We start from the raw sequence: 17,387 nt of genomic DNA on the forward strand, positions 1-17,387 counted from the left end.
CTTACACTATTAATGTAGGAGACTACTTATCAGGTAATTTCAATTATCTGACTTTTGCTAACGACCATGATGTGGCTAATCCTAATTCCAATAGTCTTTTCCGCAATATCTCTCTTTATGAGTCTAATTTGATTGTTTAAGATAGTAATCTTAAATTATTCATAAACAGCAAAATCCCTGGCTTCCTAGAGAGGTCGGGGATAAGCTAGTATATTAATTCTGAATCCCTTATTACATAAGGCTTCATGCACAAAATGTGCCCCATGTTTTTATGATAAAGTACCTGAAATATAGAACTCCTATTTGATTTTTGAACGAGTTGTAAACCCTAAACCGTATATCATCAACGATTGAGTCTCAGTATATTGAGCAAGATTCAACTAGGATTCCTATATATGCTTTTGATATGAACTACGGTAACATCAATAATTTCCGAGGTGATAGCTCCAAAATACACAAAATTAACATACTAACGATCGCCTAAATTTCCGAGCAGGGATAATAAACTGAAAGATCGACTAAGAGACGCTACTCAATCGCCTATCTTCTAGGTTGAGTGATTCGACTGATAACCTAGCTTATAGTTGTAGTAGTGGTAGTATAGAAATAATGTAACCAAGATAGTGTAATGTGAGCGATGCCTGCGGCGGGCATAGCGATCGCTATCCAAAATTATCCAGTTTAGTCTTTAACTACTTATTCAGGATATTACCATAAATGAGTTATCTAAAGCATGATTGCGGCTTTATAGTGCGATTGCCAAATATTATAAACTACAATAAAAATATTTAAAGAAAAGACTAAAAATGGTCAAATCAACTTTGTACACGACAGCAAAAGTCCTACCAGGAAATAGAATTGAAATTCAATCTCCAAATCTGACTGTAGGACAAACTGTTGAAGTCGTTATTTTGGTTCAAGAAGTTAGTTATCATTCTTCTACCACCGAAGATATCTCTCCATCCTTAAAAGAGCGTCTTGCTTTTCTGAAGTTACCAATGACTGAACGTAGGAATATTCTCGAAAGTCAAGCTGAAATAATGCTCTCTCACTATCAACAAGATTCTGAATGGCAGGAGTTAATGGCAGGTGACATCATTGAGTATTAACCCTGATCTGCCAAAACGTGGAGAAATTTGGTTAGTCAACTTCGATCCTACTGTTGGTGCAGAAATTAAAAAAGTGCGTCCTGCTATCGTCGAGCGATCGCTATCAAAAGTTACAAAAGTTATTCGGTTATTAAATCAGCTTTACTAGGAATGGTTTAGACAGGGTTGGTTATTCACTTATTGTTGTTTTGCCTTATAGGTATAAAAGTTGTCGAATGCTCCTACGGTTTCAAATTTATAATTAGGTATCAAAGCATTAAGTTTTAATTCCGTGCGATAAACACTAAAAATTAAATAATTCTGCCGTTCTGTAGTTCTGGCAATAATTTCCCGGATTTGTGGGTTAGCTGAATCAACTAACTCATGACAGTTGAACTTGATTAAACGTTCCAAAAAATTTGGAGCTTTTTGACAAACATCGGTTTTCAGGTATTGTGTTAACCGTTGAATGGCATAGGCTTCATAGTTTACCTGATCGGGATTTGTCTTTGCCATGATCACTCCCAAGACAGCGATCGCTGTCGCACCAGCAAATTTTATAATAGTCCAGGTCTTCATAAACTCCAAAAGTATGGTGTGGTCGTTAAACAGTCAAGACTAAAAATAAATTGAGCGCGTTCCTAGAAAAAAACTTGACTATTTTTCTGAATTCGTGTTAAACTAATAAAATCAGTTAATGGATAACAATGGCGAGCGTAGCCAAGTGGTTAAGGCAGTGGTTTGTGGTACCACCATTCGTGGGTTCAATTCCCATCGTTCGCCCTTTTTAGTATAGTTTGCCAATGCTAAGATAAGACAGTGGTTTTACCGAATCTTTACTTTTGCCTTTACCCAACTTTAGAAAAATAAGTAGTTTTTATTCAGTCCACGCAGGTGGACTTTGTTCGTGTAGCCGTGATTTATAATCGCCAGGTCTTGTTGTAGGTCATCTTTTCAACACCAAATAGATCAAACCTCCAACCCTTTCCCTCAAGTTGTGTCCAACTACAGGGTAGAGAAGGAGGATAGTGTCAACTCATCAATCAAATTGTCAACTCCCACCAAGTTCTTTGACCGACTATACCATCTACTAATAAACGACGCTGATGTTGAAATGCTTTGACAGCCGTTTCTGTGAGAGGTCCAAAATTACCATCTACCCCAACACCATAGCCCTTAGACATTAACAAGCGTTGCAAAATTCTGACAGAAATACCTGAACTACCAAAACGCAGGATTGGTGGTGGTTGTTTCGTGAAGCCTGGATATCTTGGTGATAGTTTTACAGTTTTTTGACGTGATATGGGAATATCCTGGGCAGAAGCTAGGTTTAACAAGCCGGAGTTAGGGTATTTCTGTTTAATTTGCTGGAGTAAGTTGTTTCGTCTAAGTGCTAATATGGCGCTTTTTGCATGGGTATTTCCTTCTGTTTGGATAAATTCAGGGGGTGTAATTTGAGTGGTGGGAACTAACCTAGTAGATTGGCGATTTGTTGACTTATGTAAACCATTTTTCGGCTGAAAATTTTCTTGTACCGCTAAATGGGACAAAGTTGATAGTCTGGCGTTTAATACGCCTTTCATCAGCAGGCCAATTTCAGTCATTTTAGTTGATGTTACTAAAACCCATATTTCCTTTTGTTAAAAGAAATTTTAGATTTTGAGTATTGAGGTTTGATTTTTTTGGTTTAGTGCAAATCGCCTCTTGAGATTTTGGATTGATCCCACGGATAAAAGCTTATACTACTGGATGGAAATAGAAGGCAAAACCTAATACCATGTAAGCGGCTAAGAGTAAAGTTCCTTCTAACCAATTAGACTGACCATCTGAACTAATGCTATTGGCAATTAACACGGATACAGTTACTGCCACCAATTCAAAGGGATTGAAGTCTAAATCCATAGGCTGACCCATTATCCGTCCAGCTATTACTAAAACGGGAGCGACAAAGAGAGCGATTTGCATACTTGATCCTACAGCCACAGACATGGAAAGATCCATTTTATCTTTCATTGCCACAGTGACTGCTGTGGCGTGTTCGGCGGCATTACCGATAATAGGGACTAAAATTACTCCGGTAAATAGGGCTGTTAAACCTAGTTTAGAGGTGGCTACTTCTAAGGTGTCTACTAGCAATTCTGATTCTAAAGCGACTAACAGGGTACAAACTAGCAATACACCACTCCACAACCAAATATTTGGTTTTTGATGATCAACTTCTTCTGCTTCTGATTCTGTGTCTGCTACACCGACATCATATAAATAGGAGTGAGTTTTCATCGAAAAGAGTAGGGTTAAACCATAAACGACAATTAACACTACTGCCACGGCTAGAGAAAGATTTTGGACGATTCTTTCACTAATGCCGATGGAAGTGTAGTTCATTGCGGTAGGTAACAGCATGGCAATTACTGCTAAATTCATCGAAGAAGCGTTTACCCGGGCCACAACTGACTGGAATGTTTGTTCTTTGTAGCGCAGTCCGCCTAAAAGCATTGAAAAACCCATGACCAATAATAAGTTACTGATAATTGATCCTGTGATACTGGCTTTAACGACATCTATTAAGCCGGCATTTAAAGCAACTAAGGCGATAATTAGTTCGGTGGCGTTGCCAAAGGTGGCATTTAATAAACCACCCAATGAGGGTCCGACTACTACGGCAATTTCTTCTGTGGCTGTACCCATCCAACCGGCTAGGGGTAGAATGGCTAAGGCGGCTGTGATGAAAACGATTAAGTCACCCCATTCTAGAAAGTGTGCCGTTAGGGAGACTGGTATAAACAACAATAGAGTCAAAAAAAGAATGTTTTTACCTGACATTATGTTACTTTAATTAAGGATTGGGTGAAGTATATCTACAATAGCGATCGCGTCCCTGCTGTTTGGCATCATATAGTGCTTTGTCTGCATAGGCAATAACTATATCTGGTTTAACATCCAAGGTGGGTATGATTGAAGCAATTCCCAAGCTGACTGTGACAATATCCTTCACCGTTGATTGTTCGTGGGGAATTGCTAAATTGTGAATTGCTTGCTGAATCCTAGTTGCGACTTTAATTCCTCCCTCTAAATCGGTATTGGGGAGGAGTACCACAAACTCTTCACCACCGTAACGTGCTATAAGATCCATGGGACGATAAGGATCCTGATGACGAATACATTGATAAACTGCTTGTGCAATTTTTAACAAGCAATCATCACCTGCTAGATGTCCATAGTAGTCGTTATAGTGTTTAAACTCATCCAAGTCAAACAAAATTAGGGTCAACAATTGTTGTGTTTGCGCCAGATTTACCCATTCTGTCTGTAGTTTTTTATTAAAGCAACGACGATTGGCTACTTGAGTTAAACCATCTAAATTTGCCAGTTCTTCTAGTTTTTGGTTGGCATCTTGTAGAGATATTTCGATTTTTTTGCGTGCTGTGATATCACGAATGGTAATTGCAAAACCATCTCCTAATTTTACTGCCACAAAGTGAAACCAAGAAGAATCACCTGATGGATAGTAAAAGTCCCTTTCTAGGGATTCACCAATCTCAACTATATCAACGAAACTATTAAATAGTTCTGGCTCAAGACGGCTGAGAAATTTTCTTAACACCAGCTTGCCGATCATATCTTCACGTCTACGTTCAAAGGCTTTGGCAATTACAGGATTGACGACTAAACATCGAAAATCTTCTATATTCCCTGTTGTGGGGTCACGAACAGCTTGCATAGCGGCAATACCATCAAGTGAACTGTTCAAAATGCTAGATAGTAATGCCCTAGATTGATAAAGTACCTCTTCTGCCTCTCTGCGCTTAATAATTTCTTTTTCTAAAAGACGTTGCTGACGTTGAATAGTTAATTGACTTTCTAGACGTAACACTACTTCTTCGATCTGAAAAGGTTTGGTGATGTAATCTATGGCACCAAATTTAAAGGCGGTTACTTTGTCAAAGACATCATCTAAAGCACTGATAAAAATAACTGGAATCTTACATAAATTTTCATCGGCTTTGAGAGCTTGGCAAACTTGAAAACCATCCATTTCTGGCATTTTGATATCTAAAAGGATCACGTCTGGTTGCTTGATTTTTACGGTTTTAAGTGCCATCCTTCCACTGGTGACGCTACGAACATTATAACCAAGATCGTTTAATAAATCACTTAGAAGTTGCAGATTTTCTGGAATGTCATCGACCAGAAGAATGTTTCCTTTGTTTTCAGATTGAGAATCATGATTCATTGTTATCAGGAATACTAAATTAATTATTTGTATTCAATAGAATTTAGGACTTACGCACTGTACAAAATACAGATAATATGTATGAATGAGATGGCCTAAATCCAGGCTTTTGGAATCGCTTATTAGTGCGGTGCGTCAGATAGATAAAATCTGTTGTGTACTAAATTATCGGGTCTGACGCACCCTACAAGAGATAAAATCCATAATTCTTGTGTAATAGATTTTGTCAATGGGTAACTCCTAGAATTATTGCTTTTATTCTAAATCCTTACAAGGATGGTTGTAGACTGTTACTAATGGGAATTTCAATCACAAATTCTGCTCCTTTTCCCAGTATTGATTGACAGTATAAATCTCCACCATGTTTATTGACGACAATTTGGTAACTGATAAATAGTCCTAAACCTGTACCTTCTCCCACCTGTTTAGTTGTAAAAAAAGGATCAAATAACTTTGATTGTAGTTCTGGATCAATCCCTAAACCATTGTCTGATACTTTGATTAATACTCGGTGACTATTGAGAACTTCGGTGCGAATTTTAATTTGTCTTTCTGCTTCTATAAATTTTACCTCTAAGGCATCAATAGCATTATCAAGAAGATTCATAAATACTTGATTGAGTTGACCAGAATAACACTCGATCAAGGGAATTTTACCATACTCTTTAATGACTATAATTTCTGGACGATCTGGTGTGGCTTTGAGACGATGTTGCAGAATCATCAGTGTACTATCAATACCTTGATGAATATCCACTCGTTTCAATTCAGATTCATCCAGACGGGCAAAATTACGCAGGGATAGAACTATGTTCCGAATGCGATTAGTTCCGTTCTCCATAGCATCAAGAAGTTTAATGATGTCTTGTTGCAGAAAATCTAGGTCAATATTCTCTAGTTGTGCTTTAATTTCTGCTGGAGGGTTGGGAAAGTGTTGTTGATAGAGTTGCACTAAATACAGTAAGTGTTGTAAATATTCACTGGCAGGAATAAGATTGGCGTGAATAAAATTAACGGGATTATTAATTTCATGGGCAACACCTGCAACCATATTGCCAAGAGAAGACATTTTTTCGCTTTGGATGAGTTGGGCTTGGGTGCGCTGTAGTTGGTGCAAAGTAATTTCTAAGTTTTTAGCTTGTTGTTGTAATTGAAATTCGGATTGTTTACGTGCTGTGATATCACGAATAGTAATAGCAAAACCATCGCCTAATTTTACAGCGACAAAGTGAAACCAAGAGGAATTGCCTGATGGATAGTAAAAATCTCGTTCTAAAGGTTGACCAATTTCGACTATGTTAACAAATTCGTCGAATAGTTCTGGCTCAATGTGGCTGAGGATTTGTTTGAGGATTAGCTTACCGACCATCTCTTCCCGTTTATTGCCAAAGGCTCTAGCAATTACAGGGTTGACGACTAAGCAACGAAAATCGTCTATGTTCCCGGTTATGGGGTCCCGAACAGCTTGCATAGCGGCAATACCATCAAGTGAACTATTCAAAACGCTGGATAATAATGCTCTAGATTGATAAAGTACCTCTTCTGCTTCTTTGCGGTTAGAAATTTCTTGTTCTAAAATCCGTTGTTGACGTTGAATGGTTAATTGATTTTCTAGACGTGCGGCGACTTCTTCGATTTGAAAGGGTTTTGTGATGTAATCTATTGCACCGGATTTAAAGGCGGTTACTTTGTCGAAAACATCATCTAAAGCACTAATAAAAATGACTGGAATATTATATAAATTCTCATCGGCTTTAATAGCTTGACAAACTTGAAAGCCATCCATTTCTGGCATTTGGATATCTAAAAGGATTACATCTGGTCGCTTAATTTTTACGGTTTTGAGTGCCATTCGTCCACTGGTAACACTACGAACGCTATACCCAAGATTAATGAGTAAATTACTTAGGAGTTGCAAATTTTCTGGGATGTCATCTACCAGAAGAATATTGCCTTTGTTTTTAGGTTGAGAGTCATGATTCATTGGTTATTAGGGGTTTTACTCAATCAGCAATTTGTTCAAATTTAAATTGATGAGCTAGTTTTATCAGTGATTTTACCAGATAAATTGCGGTTTGGAAAAAATTTATGATCATAGGTAGGAAGGGCGATAGCTCTCTGTTGTTGATAATACCCTGATTGTTATAGCGATCGCTGCTGTGAAATTGCCTTTGGTGGTAGATTTGATCTGTTTTGTGGCTTCCTTTAGCACTAAGTGAAGATCAATGAGAGCTTTCAGAATAGGATATTTGTACATAATATACAGCAGGACTCAGGAGTCAGGAGAAAAACTGGCTTTCTACTTAACTATGGGTTTTTAAATATTCTGATAGTACACGGTTCAGTTCAGCGATCGCTATGGGTTTAGTAACGAAATCATTCATTCCTACATCTAAACAAATTTGGCGATCTTCCTCTAAACTGTTAGCGGTTAAGGCGATAATCCAAGGTTGTGGTTGGTCAGATTGACGAATTATTTTTGTTGCTGTTATGCCGTCCATCTCTGGCATTTGCATATCCATTAAAATTACTTCATAAGATTCTTTTTCTAGCATTGCTAATGCTTCTATACCATTATTAGCAATATCAGCAATATAGCCAAGTTTTTTAAGTGTTAATGTTACCACTTTTTGATTGATTCTATTGTCTTCGGCAATCAATATTTTTAATTTAGATTGGGTAATTATCGCTTCTGGTTTAGGCTGATCAGGATTTATTTGTGAGTTAATTTCAGGTGATAAAACTGCTTTGACTATGATCGTAAAATAAAAACTTGACCCTTGATTTTGTGGTGTTTCTAAATCTGAAATCCAATTCTGAGGAGGATAACCAGCAATATTACCAAGACTTTCTACCCAAATTGTACCTCCCATTAAATTAACTAAACTTTTGCTAATTGCTAAACCTAAACCAGTACCCCCATATTTACGACTAATGGAAGCATCAGCTTGGGTAAAAGGTTGAAATAGTTGCTTGATACGATTACTATCAATACCAATTCCCGTATCTTGAATCGTGATCATTAATTCATATTCTTCAACTTTCCTGACTGTGTTTTTTGTCAATTCTTGATGATAGTTACTGATAACTGAGACAAGAACCCTGCCTTGATGGGTAAATTTAATCGCATTTCCTATAAGATTTAGCAATATTTGACGTAAACGAGAACTATCACCTAAAAGATTGATCGGAACATTAGGATTAATAGAATATTCGAGATTAATTTCTTTATTTGATGCTTGTTTAGATAGAAGATTACATACAGATTTAATGATATCTTTCAACACAAAAGGATGTTGTTCTAATTCTAAATTTCCTGATTCAATTTTAGAGAAGTCAAGAATATCGTTAATGATTATCAAAAGGGCTTTTCCACTATCTCTAACAGTATAAACTAAGTCTTTTTGTTCCTCCGAAAGAGTTGTCATAGCAAGGAGTTCCACCATACCAATTACACCATTCATCGGGGTACGGATTTCATGACTCATATTAGCCAGGAACTCACTTTTAGCTTTAGTTGCAGAGGCAAGTTCAACATTAGAAATAGAAAGTTGCTCGTTAGTTTCTTGCAATTGTGCTTCTATAAGTTCCCTTTTTATTAACTCCTGTTGTAGTATTCTAGTATTTTCCTGAATTTTACTCGCCATGTGATCAAATGCCACAGAGATTTGCACAAGTTCATCTGAACCTGATAATCTAGTTCTGACATTGAGGTTGCCTTCAGCTAAACTATTACTAGCAGCAACTAACTGAGAAACGCGACGAGTTAGGCTAAATTCAAAGAAAAACCATAAGCCTAAACAAAATATAGTTAATGAACCATTAAATATTAGCGATCGCTTTAAAGCATCATTGTAAGCTTGTTGTTTAGCGGGGTTAAGATCATATTCAAAAAACAAAATTCCCACCCTTGAAGGGCGTATTTCATTGGGCAAAATCTGTAAAAGAATAGGATAAATGGCAATCAGCTTTTTTCTATCTTGAGAAAGTAGTATATTTCCTGCCAATTTTGTTCGCACCGTAGTTAACTCAGAAGTATAAGCACCAGCAACAGTTTTACTGATGGGAATATCTCTGAGTTCATAACGGTTTGATAGATGAATGATATTTTGATCATCAATTACCATTACTAAATTCAGGTTTGGATCGCTGCCAAGCTGACTAATAATCGTAATTTCTGCATCTTCAATATCTGTTCTGCGATATAAATAATCCAAAATTCTTGCTGTTTGTCCTGCGGAAATTGCTACATAGTTTTTAGTATTTATTTCTGTTTTTTTATAGGCATCACTAACTTCCTGATTAAAAGAATTAATTCCTAATAGGCTACCACAAAAGATTAAAATTGCCGGAATTGAAAATCTAAGGGGTAAAGGAAAACTTTTCATTAGGTTTTTTAGACTTTATAACTTGACATTCTTAGTAAAGCTATCGTCCAGAATGCTCACAGGATCAATCGTTTTTGGTAGCAATTTCTTCTCTACCATGATTTGTACGAGTTTCTTCATTCCGTTGACCAGTGTAGGATCGCTTTGATCTAGTAATTTTTGATTTTCTTGTAAGTTAGGTAGGCGTAATCCTTTAAAAGCGTTTAAAATTTGTTCTGGGGTTACTTGGGTTCTTTTAGCCATTCTAGTAGCTGCATCTTGGGGATTTTTCTGGAAATAATCTAAGGCACGGAATTGACCAGTTATTAATGCTTGAATGCTATCATGATGATTAGCGATCGCTTCTGTACTAACGGCGATAATATCTACAATTTCTCCGGGAATCTGACTACTATCAAATAATGACTTAGCCCCGGCTGCTAATAGTTTGATTCTGGCTGGTCCAAAGGTGACAACAGCATCTATTTTCCCTTCTTTATAAGCTCGTTCATGTTCTGTAAGTTCTAAAGAAACTAACTGAATATCTTTAACAGACATTCCATTTTTTTCTAGCGCTCGTCCCAGAAAAAAAGCTCCTAAAGCGGTTGATTCTACACCCACTCGTTTACCTTTTAAGGCTTTAATGTCGGCAAATTCTGGTTTTGCTAAAATCACATCCCCACCATGAGAAACATCCACAATGCTAATGATTTTGATGTTTTCTTGGGTTGCTGCTAACACTAACGCTTGATCAATTGATAACCCTGCACCTTCAATTTCCCCATTGCGATAAGCTCTTACTTCCTCTGTTCCCGAAGGATAATCGACCAACTTAATCGACTTTTCGTTATAGTAACCCAAATGGCGGGCTAGATATAATATCTCATATCCCGTCCAAAGATTAGTACCAATGCGTAATGGTGAGGTCGTTTGGGTGGTACAATTCGTAAGAGCGATCGCTAATATCACGGTAATAATACCGCAAGCTAAATATTTGAAGAATTTGCCCAACAATTGTCCTAATGGTCTTTTTGAGAGTCGTTTATTCATAAAATTGCCATGATTAGATTGAGATTCTAATGATGTATAACTAATTATTGCTGATCAAAGGTTCTGCTAAATCAGCAATCTGCTCAAATTCAAATTGACGGGCAAATTTAGCTAAAGATTGCGCTAAATAAGTTTCTGTTTCGGGTATTTCTCCTATAAGTTTGAGGACAAGTTTAGTATTAGCCTCAAGTGCAGCTTCGTATAATTGAGTAATCCATTCTCCAGACATACAGGTGAGGCTTTGGGATGTTAATGCACTTTTTGCCGGTTCTTCCAAGGTGAAGGAGGTATTTTCAGCAAAGATGTATTTTACTCCTAAATGTTTAGCTAAGGTTTCAAAAATCGTATGTTCGGCAAAGGGTTTTCGTAGAAAATCGTCACAACCAGCAGAAAGGACTATGGCTTTCTCTTCTTCTAAAACACTGGCTGTTAAAGCAATCACAGCAGTAGCATTACCTTTGGTGGTAGATTTGATATACTTGGTAGCTTCATAACCATCCATCACAGGCATTCGCATATCCATCCAAATTAGGTGGGGTTCCCATTCATCCCAAATAGTAATCCCTTCTTTGCCATTACTAGCTTCTTTCATCTCAAAACCCAAGGGTTCTAAAAGCTTAATTAGTAATTGACGATTAATAGGTTTATCATCCACTACTAATATTTTATATTGAGGTTGATCTGGTGCAAGTCCTATTACTCTTTGATATTCTCCTGAATGATTATCAACAATTACTTGACCTAGTTTTGCTTGAATTGAAAATTTAAAAGTTGTTCCCTTGCCTAATTGACTTTCAACGGCAATATCACCTCCCATTAACTGTACAAACTTACGACTAATTGCTAAACCTAAACCTGTTCCTTCTTGCATCTCTTTTCCCGCTTGTGCTTGGGCAAAGGCATCAAATAGTTTTGGCAATTCGGCTGCGGCAATACCTACCCCTGTATCATGTACTTGGAAATTAAGAATAAAAATATCTGTTATTTCTTCATTTTCTCTATTTACTCTAACGGTAATTCCACCTGTGCGAGTAAATTTAATCGCATTACTAATTAAATTAATTAACACCTGGCGTAATTTCACTTCATCGGCGCAAATATACTGGGGGATGTTTTCACCACGTTCAAATATTAAATACAATCCCCCATTACTTGCCCGTAAATGTAGCATATCTTCTAAATCATCTAGTAAGCGATAAAGGTTAAAATCATGGACATTTAAAGTTGCCTTACCTGCTTCAATTTTCGATAGATCAAGAACATGATTAATTAATGTGAGTAAATATTCTCCACTGCGATAAATAATCCCAGCATTTTCGTATTGATTAGAGGGCAAATTATTAGCGCGTAACATTAATTGAGAAAAGCCAATGACTGCATTTAAAGGCGATCGCAATTCATGGCTCATATTGGCAATAAAGGCACTTTTGGCTTGGTTAGCAACCTCAGCCTTTTCTTTAGCAATTACTAATTCTGCTGTTCTCTCCTGTACTCGTTGTTCCAAAGTTGCCAAAGATGTTTGTAATTGAACAGCCATACTATTAAAAGAATCAGCGAGAGTTGCTATTTCTGTAATACTTTGACCTTCTATTTTGCTTGTTTTGATCTCAGAATTTTGCCATTTTCCTAATGCTAAAGCTTGACTAGCTCTATTTAAGCTGAGAATTGGGTTAGTTATCCATCTGGTGATGACAATACCAATTCCTGTGGCAATAACAAGAGTCAAACCACATAATATAATAGTCCAACGGGCATTTGCTTGAATCTCTCCAATAAAGTCAGATTGAGGAATAACAACAACTGTGATCCAATCTAGATTTTCTTGACCTTGAAATGGCACAACTTGAACAAAATAAGATTGATTATTCAAAGTAAAGTTAAGTTGCTGTGTTTGCTCAATGTCATCAAAATCGGTAAATTTATTTTTTAAATAGGTGGTAATTTTCTGAGTTAGTAAATTGCTACTTTTAAGGGCATTTAGTCTACGTCGATTTGGGTCTACATTTTTCGCCCAATTATTGGGATTTGAGGGATCAATTAATCCTTGTTGAAAGGGAATTTCTCCGGTTGATGTACCAATCAATAATCCATTTCTTTCGATTATGAAAGCCTGACCAGTTTTACCAATTTTCAAACTTTTTAGGAATGAGCCTAGTTCCGATAAAGAAACAGAAGAACCGAGAACTCCTTGAAAGGTATTATTCCGGTCATAAAACGGCTGCAAGTGAACAGCAAGAAGATTAGGGCTATTTTCTTTGATCAGGGCTACATTGAGACTCCAGAGAGATTTACCTGCTTTTTTTGTTGCTTTATACCAAGGGTTATTAGGAGGATCGTTATGGGGATCGTAGGTTTTGGAACGTCTAATTAATTTGATGCGTTTTCCCTGATCATCTGCTAGATAATTATCCCAATTATAGTTAGTAGATTTATCTCTCAATCGAATTGCGCGAGAGTTTTTATCTAGCCTTTGGATAATTAAAATTTCCTTTTGTTCGTTAGCGATCGCTATGGAATTTATATTATCAAAAATTTCTGATTGTTGCCAAAAATATTTTTCTAAAGTCGCTAAATCGCGCCAATTTAGGATACCAAGCTGGAAGGCTACGGCATGATTTCGGGTAATTTCTGTGGGTTTAGTGAGGTAATTTGCTAGATTTTGGTGAATGCGATCGCCAATTTCTTTCATCAAAGGTTTGGCCATATCTTCTACCGCTTTTTGCCCACTACGGTAAGAAAGATAACCAACTAACCCCACTGCACCGACAATTTGCAAGACAAAGGGGATAATTAACACTAATCTGAGGGGAATTTGTCGGTATTTTTGGGCAAAATTTCTATTCATTACTGATCAGGGGTTCTACTAAATCAACAATTTGCTCAAATTCAAATTGATGAGCTAGTTTTGTTAATGATTTTACTAAATAAGTTTCTGTTTTAGGAATTTCTTCTACAAGTTGTAGGACAAGTTGAGTATTAGCTTCAAGTGCAGCTTCGTATAGTTGAGTCATCCATCCTTGAGACATACAGGTGAAGTTTTGGGATGTTAATTTACTTTTTGCTGAATCTTCCCAGGTGGGGGAGGTATTTTCAGCAAAGATGTATTTTACTCCTAAATGTTTAGCTAATGTGTCAAAAATCGTATGTTCGGCAAAGGGTTTCCGTAGGAAGTCATCACAACCGGCAGAAAGCACTATGGCTTTTTCTTCTTCTAATACGCTGGCTGTTAAAGCGATCACCGCCGTGGCATTGCCTTTGGTGGTAGATTTGATATATTTAGTAGCTTCATAACCGTCCATTACAGGCATCCTCATATCCATCCAAATTAGGTGGGGTTCCCATTCTTCCCAAATGGTTATGGCTTCTTTGCCATTACTAGCTTCTTTGATCTCAAAACCGAATGGACTAAGGAGTTTAAATAAAAGTTGTCGATTAATAGGCTTATCATCCACTGTTAATATTTTGTAGGTAGGCTGACCAGGAACAAGTCCTAATACCTTTTGTCGCCCTTCGGCGCTATCGCTAATCGAGCCTTGACCCAATTTAACCTGAATTGAAAATTGGAAGGTTGTACCCTTGTTTAATTCACTCTCAACGGAAATATCGCCTCCCATCAATTGCACAAATTTACGACTAATGGCTAAACCCAATCCTGTACCTTCTTGGGATTCTTTCCCGGCTTGGGCTTGAGTAAAGGCATCAAAGAGTTTTGGCAATTCTTGGGGTGAAATACCCACACCTGTATCACGAATCTTAAAATTGAGCATAAAAGCATCTTCTGTGTTTTTATCCTCTTTAAAAACACTCAAATAAACGAATCCATTTTCAGTAAATTTAATGGCATTGCTGAGTAAATTAATTAAAATCTGACGCAGTTTAATTTCATCGGTGCAGATATAATGGGGTACTGAGTCACCACGCTCAAATATCAGTTTTAATCCGGCATTGTCCGCCCGTAAATACAGCATATCTTCTAACTCATCTAGCAAACGATAGAGGTTAAAGTCCCTGGGGTTGAGGGTGGTTTTACCTGCTTCGATTTTCGATAAATCTAGAATATTATTAATGATGGTTAAAAGATAATCACCGCTGCGGTAGATGATGCCGACATTTTCATATTGGTCAGAGGGCAGATTTTTGGCACGTAACATCAATTGAGAAAAACCGATGATAGCATTGAGGGGCGATCGCAATTCATGACTCATGTTAGCAATAAAGGCACTTTTAGCTTGATTTGCCACCTCTGCTTTTTCCTTGGCAATGACTAACTCTGCGGTTCTCTCCTCTACACGTTGTTCCAAAGTTGCAAAGGATGTTTGTAATTCAAAGGCCATTTTATTAAAAGATGCTGCCAGTTTAGCTATTTCATCTTTTGATTTAATATTAACGCGGGCATCTAAGTTACCGGCGGTAAACTGGGAAACGATATTGGTTAAATAAATCAAAGGTTTGGTCAGCAGTTGGGCAATAATCAAGGCAATAATAGTGACAACTGTAGCGATTAAGGCAAATAACAAGAGGGCATCACTAATTTGCCTTTCTACAGGTGCTAAAGCCACAGCCAGGGGACGAGCAAAAAGCACCGACCATGGTTTATATTGTAAAGGAGCGATCGCTATTAAATTATTCTTATTATCGGTTGCCTCTAAAGTTGCAATTAAATAAGACTCTTTATTATCCAATGCTTGCTTGAGTTGCGGTTGATTAGTTGCTAGTTCCTGAATAGAAGACTTAGGCAACCGTCTTTCTCCTTGCAGTTGGGTGACAATATTAGCTGGTAGAGGTACGACGGATTTAAACAACAATTTAGGGGCAGTGCTATGTGCCAGATGGATATAATGTTCATCTAAAAGAATAGCCAAAGATTTTTCCCCAGCCCGTTCTGTTTGTCGCGTCACCAACTGCTGGACAACTGTAGCATTGTAGGTAACTCGTAATACACCTAATATATCTCCCTTGGCATTACGAACAGGACTACTAAAAAACAGTGTCACCAAATCGGGTATTGTGGGCGATCGCTTCATACTAGAAACAAAGGATAACCCAGTTTTCAGAGGTTGTTGAAAATAATCTTCCCCAGATTCATCCCGTCTTAGATCCGATGTATTCGTATCCAGCACATTGCGTCCATTTAAGTCTAGCAAAGCATAAGAAAGTACATTCAGCATATCTTTGCGACTGAGACGGATTAATGTTTCTGTTGCCAATGTCATTTCCGGGCTATTTTCTCGTTCTGTTGGGGGGAGACTCAAATAAGCTGCCAAACCCGGTAAAATTGCCTCTACACGCACGGAATTGAGATTTCCATCAATAAAGGCATCTATTCTGTTAGCGGTTTCGTTAGCCGCCGCAGTTAGGGCTTGTCGGGCATTTTCAGTCAGTGCCTTTTCAGTTGTCTGTTTGTTAATAAAGGCTAACAACAGTAAGGGCATCAGAGCCACCATGAGAAATGATAGGATCAATTTTGTACGGATGCTGCCCAAAAGCGAGTGCTGCATGGCTTTAGATTAGGAAGGAGAAGTTAAAAAAGTAGAATTGAATAAGGTTTTGATGTCAGGAATGCGGGTTACATTACCTGTGCGAATGAAAAAATCTGCATATATCTTGGCGGTGTTGTAGATAGAATTGGCATTGACAGAGCGAAAAAACTGCTGATTTTCCTCAAGATCCGTGAGATTGACTCCATCCAAAGAGATTGTAGCGAGAGGAATATTTAAGGCTTTACCAACGATCGCATTTCCGGTTTCAATGTTTGCTTCCCAATAGTTCAAAGCTTCCAGCCATCCCCGCACAAAAGCCCGAATCTCTTCCGGGCGATCGCGTATAGTTTCACCACGAAACGCCACCACATCTAAAATTAAACCAGGTGTTTGCTGACTTGTAAACAAAATATGTCCCCCTGATTTCACCGCTTCAGAAAGATAGGGTTCCCAAGTATGTCCTGCTTGGATAGTATTGTTTTCTAGCCTCTGGGGAATTTGTAGGGCATCGAATTTGACTAAGCTCACATCATCGGTAGTTAAGTTAGACTGTTTTAACATCTCAGTCACAAATACTTCACTAAAACCACCTAAATTTGCCCCCAGTTTTTTCCCCTTCAAGTCACTGACTGTTTTAATGTCTGATTGTGCGACTACCACATCTGCTCCATTTGTTTCATCCACAACCATCACGGCTTGCATATCGGGATTTGTCGCACTCAAGATCATAAAATCTCCCAAGGTTAATCCGATACCGTCATATTTTCCGGCACTGAAATCGGCTTGTTGTAATTGGGCATAATCTACATAGCTCAATTCTACTTCTACCCCTTGGGCTTTAAAGAATCCTTTCTCTTGAGCAATAATCGCTGGTCTGTAGCCAATGAAAGTGACACAGGCTACTTTTAAAGGAGGGCGTTTGACTACATTCGGTGTAGAGGCATGACAAGCAAATAGCAGCCAGCCAGTAATGAGCAAAATACTGAAATACTTAAATAATTTAGACATGACTGAATTTATATCAGATAACCTGTATATTAAAAAGAATAAAATCTATAGTATGACTGTTTTCGCCATAATAAGAATAGTGGGTGTAATGACTTTTGTTTATACCGGATTTTGTGCTAATACTACTGTAGAAAGAGACATATAACAAGATTTTCGCCAC

Annotated in this window: 12 protein-coding genes and 1 tRNA gene; 3 read left to right on the forward strand and 10 right to left on the reverse strand. The window is 37.6% G+C overall.

The features are described from left to right. The first annotated feature begins 806 nt into the window (after window positions 1–806). Together VB711_RS16130 and VB711_RS16135 are read left to right on the forward strand one after the other, a co-directional pair. Window positions 807–1,109 (forward strand): hypothetical protein, encoded by a 303-nt coding sequence (locus VB711_RS16130; RefSeq protein WP_323287168.1) that lies wholly within the window; start codon window positions 807–809, stop codon window positions 1,107–1,109. Then, on the forward strand, window positions 1,090–1,257 hold the full coding sequence (locus VB711_RS16135; protein ID WP_323287169.1) for a type II toxin-antitoxin system PemK/MazF family toxin: 168 nt from the start codon (window positions 1,090–1,092) through the stop codon (window positions 1,255–1,257). Before VB711_RS16130 ends, VB711_RS16135 begins: the two co-directional genes overlap by 20 nt. Window positions 1,258–1,286: 29 nt before the next feature. Here VB711_RS16135 and VB711_RS16140 read toward each other — a convergent pair whose 3' ends face one another. Beyond that, complete coding sequence (locus VB711_RS16140) at window positions 1,287–1,667, reverse strand: DUF4359 domain-containing protein (protein ID WP_323287170.1); 381 nt, start codon at window positions 1,665–1,667, stop codon at window positions 1,287–1,289. 131 nt (window positions 1,668–1,798) lie between these two features. Here VB711_RS16140 and VB711_RS16145 point away from each other — a divergent pair. After that, a tRNA-His gene (locus tag VB711_RS16145) sits at window positions 1,799–1,871 on the forward strand. Between the two features lie 260 nt (window positions 1,872–2,131). Here the strand turns inward: VB711_RS16145 and VB711_RS16150 are convergent. From VB711_RS16150 to VB711_RS16190, 9 genes are all read right to left on the reverse strand, one after another. Next, window positions 2,132–2,692 (reverse strand): peptidoglycan-binding domain-containing protein, encoded by a 561-nt coding sequence (locus VB711_RS16150; protein ID WP_323287171.1) that lies wholly within the window; start codon window positions 2,690–2,692, stop codon window positions 2,132–2,134. A gap of 133 nt (window positions 2,693–2,825) precedes the next feature. Next, complete coding sequence (gene cax / locus VB711_RS16155) at window positions 2,826–3,911, reverse strand: calcium/proton exchanger (protein ID WP_323287172.1); 1,086 nt, start codon at window positions 3,909–3,911, stop codon at window positions 2,826–2,828. 13 nt (window positions 3,912–3,924) lie between these two features. Then, a complete protein-coding gene (locus tag VB711_RS16160; RefSeq protein WP_323287173.1) occupies window positions 3,925–5,322 on the reverse strand; it encodes a diguanylate cyclase domain-containing protein in 1,398 nt (465 codons plus the stop codon). 268 nt (window positions 5,323–5,590) lie between these two features. Next, the gene (locus tag VB711_RS16165; protein ID WP_323287174.1) at window positions 5,591–7,306 is read right to left on the reverse strand and encodes a response regulator; all 1,716 of its coding nucleotides are present in this window, start codon (window positions 7,304–7,306) and stop codon (window positions 5,591–5,593) included. 319 nt (window positions 7,307–7,625) lie between these two features. Beyond that, window positions 7,626–9,710, reverse strand: a complete 2,085-nt coding sequence (locus tag VB711_RS16170; protein ID WP_323287176.1) for a response regulator — start codon at window positions 9,708–9,710, stop codon at window positions 7,626–7,628. Between the two features lie 15 nt (window positions 9,711–9,725). Further along, window positions 9,726–10,739, reverse strand: a complete 1,014-nt coding sequence (locus tag VB711_RS16175) for an ABC transporter substrate-binding protein (protein WP_323287179.1) — start codon at window positions 10,737–10,739, stop codon at window positions 9,726–9,728. A 40-nt stretch (window positions 10,740–10,779) separates the two neighbouring features. Beyond that, entirely contained in the window at window positions 10,780–13,584 is a 2,805-nt protein-coding gene (locus tag VB711_RS16180; protein ID WP_323287180.1) for an ATP-binding protein, read from the reverse strand. Then, window positions 13,577–16,171 (reverse strand): ATP-binding protein, encoded by a 2,595-nt coding sequence (locus tag VB711_RS16185; protein WP_416233590.1) that lies wholly within the window; start codon window positions 16,169–16,171, stop codon window positions 13,577–13,579. The genes VB711_RS16180 and VB711_RS16185 overlap by 8 nt, the downstream gene beginning before the upstream one ends. 75 nt (window positions 16,172–16,246) lie before the next feature. Continuing rightward, the gene (locus tag VB711_RS16190) at window positions 16,247–17,227 is read right to left on the reverse strand and encodes an ABC transporter substrate-binding protein (protein WP_323287182.1); all 981 of its coding nucleotides are present in this window, start codon (window positions 17,225–17,227) and stop codon (window positions 16,247–16,249) included. Between the last annotated feature and the right edge of the window lie 160 nt (window positions 17,228–17,387).

This window comes from Cronbergia sp. UHCC 0137 (genome assembly GCF_034932285.1).
GTDB lineage: Bacteria > Cyanobacteriota > Cyanobacteriia > Cyanobacteriales > Nostocaceae > Cronbergia.

Excerpts from the sequence above, each read along its gene's own strand:
- VB711_RS16130 (WP_323287168.1), top strand. The coding sequence starts at position 807 with ATGGTCAAATCAACTTTGTACACGACAGCAAAAGTCCTACCAGGAAAT.
- VB711_RS16140 (WP_323287170.1), bottom strand. The coding sequence starts at position 1,667 with ATGAAGACCTGGACTATTATAAAATTTGCTGGTGCGACAGCGATCGCT.
- VB711_RS16150 (WP_323287171.1), bottom strand. The coding sequence starts at position 2,692 with ATGACTGAAATTGGCCTGCTGATGAAAGGCGTATTAAACGCCAGACTA.
- cax (WP_323287172.1), bottom strand. The coding sequence starts at position 3,911 with ATGTCAGGTAAAAACATTCTTTTTTTGACTCTATTGTTGTTTATACCA.
- VB711_RS16160 (WP_323287173.1), bottom strand. The coding sequence starts at position 5,322 with ATGAATCATGATTCTCAATCTGAAAACAAAGGAAACATTCTTCTGGTC.
- VB711_RS16165 (WP_323287174.1), bottom strand. The coding sequence starts at position 7,306 with ATGAATCATGACTCTCAACCTAAAAACAAAGGCAATATTCTTCTGGTA.
- VB711_RS16170 (WP_323287176.1), bottom strand. The coding sequence starts at position 9,710 with ATGAAAAGTTTTCCTTTACCCCTTAGATTTTCAATTCCGGCAATTTTA.
- VB711_RS16175 (WP_323287179.1), bottom strand. The coding sequence starts at position 10,739 with ATGAATAAACGACTCTCAAAAAGACCATTAGGACAATTGTTGGGCAAA.
- VB711_RS16180 (WP_323287180.1), bottom strand. The coding sequence starts at position 13,584 with ATGAATAGAAATTTTGCCCAAAAATACCGACAAATTCCCCTCAGATTA.
- VB711_RS16185 (WP_416233590.1), bottom strand. The coding sequence starts at position 16,171 with ATGCCCTTACTGTTGTTAGCCTTTATTAACAAACAGACAACTGAAAAG.
- VB711_RS16190 (WP_323287182.1), bottom strand. The coding sequence starts at position 17,227 with ATGTCTAAATTATTTAAGTATTTCAGTATTTTGCTCATTACTGGCTGG.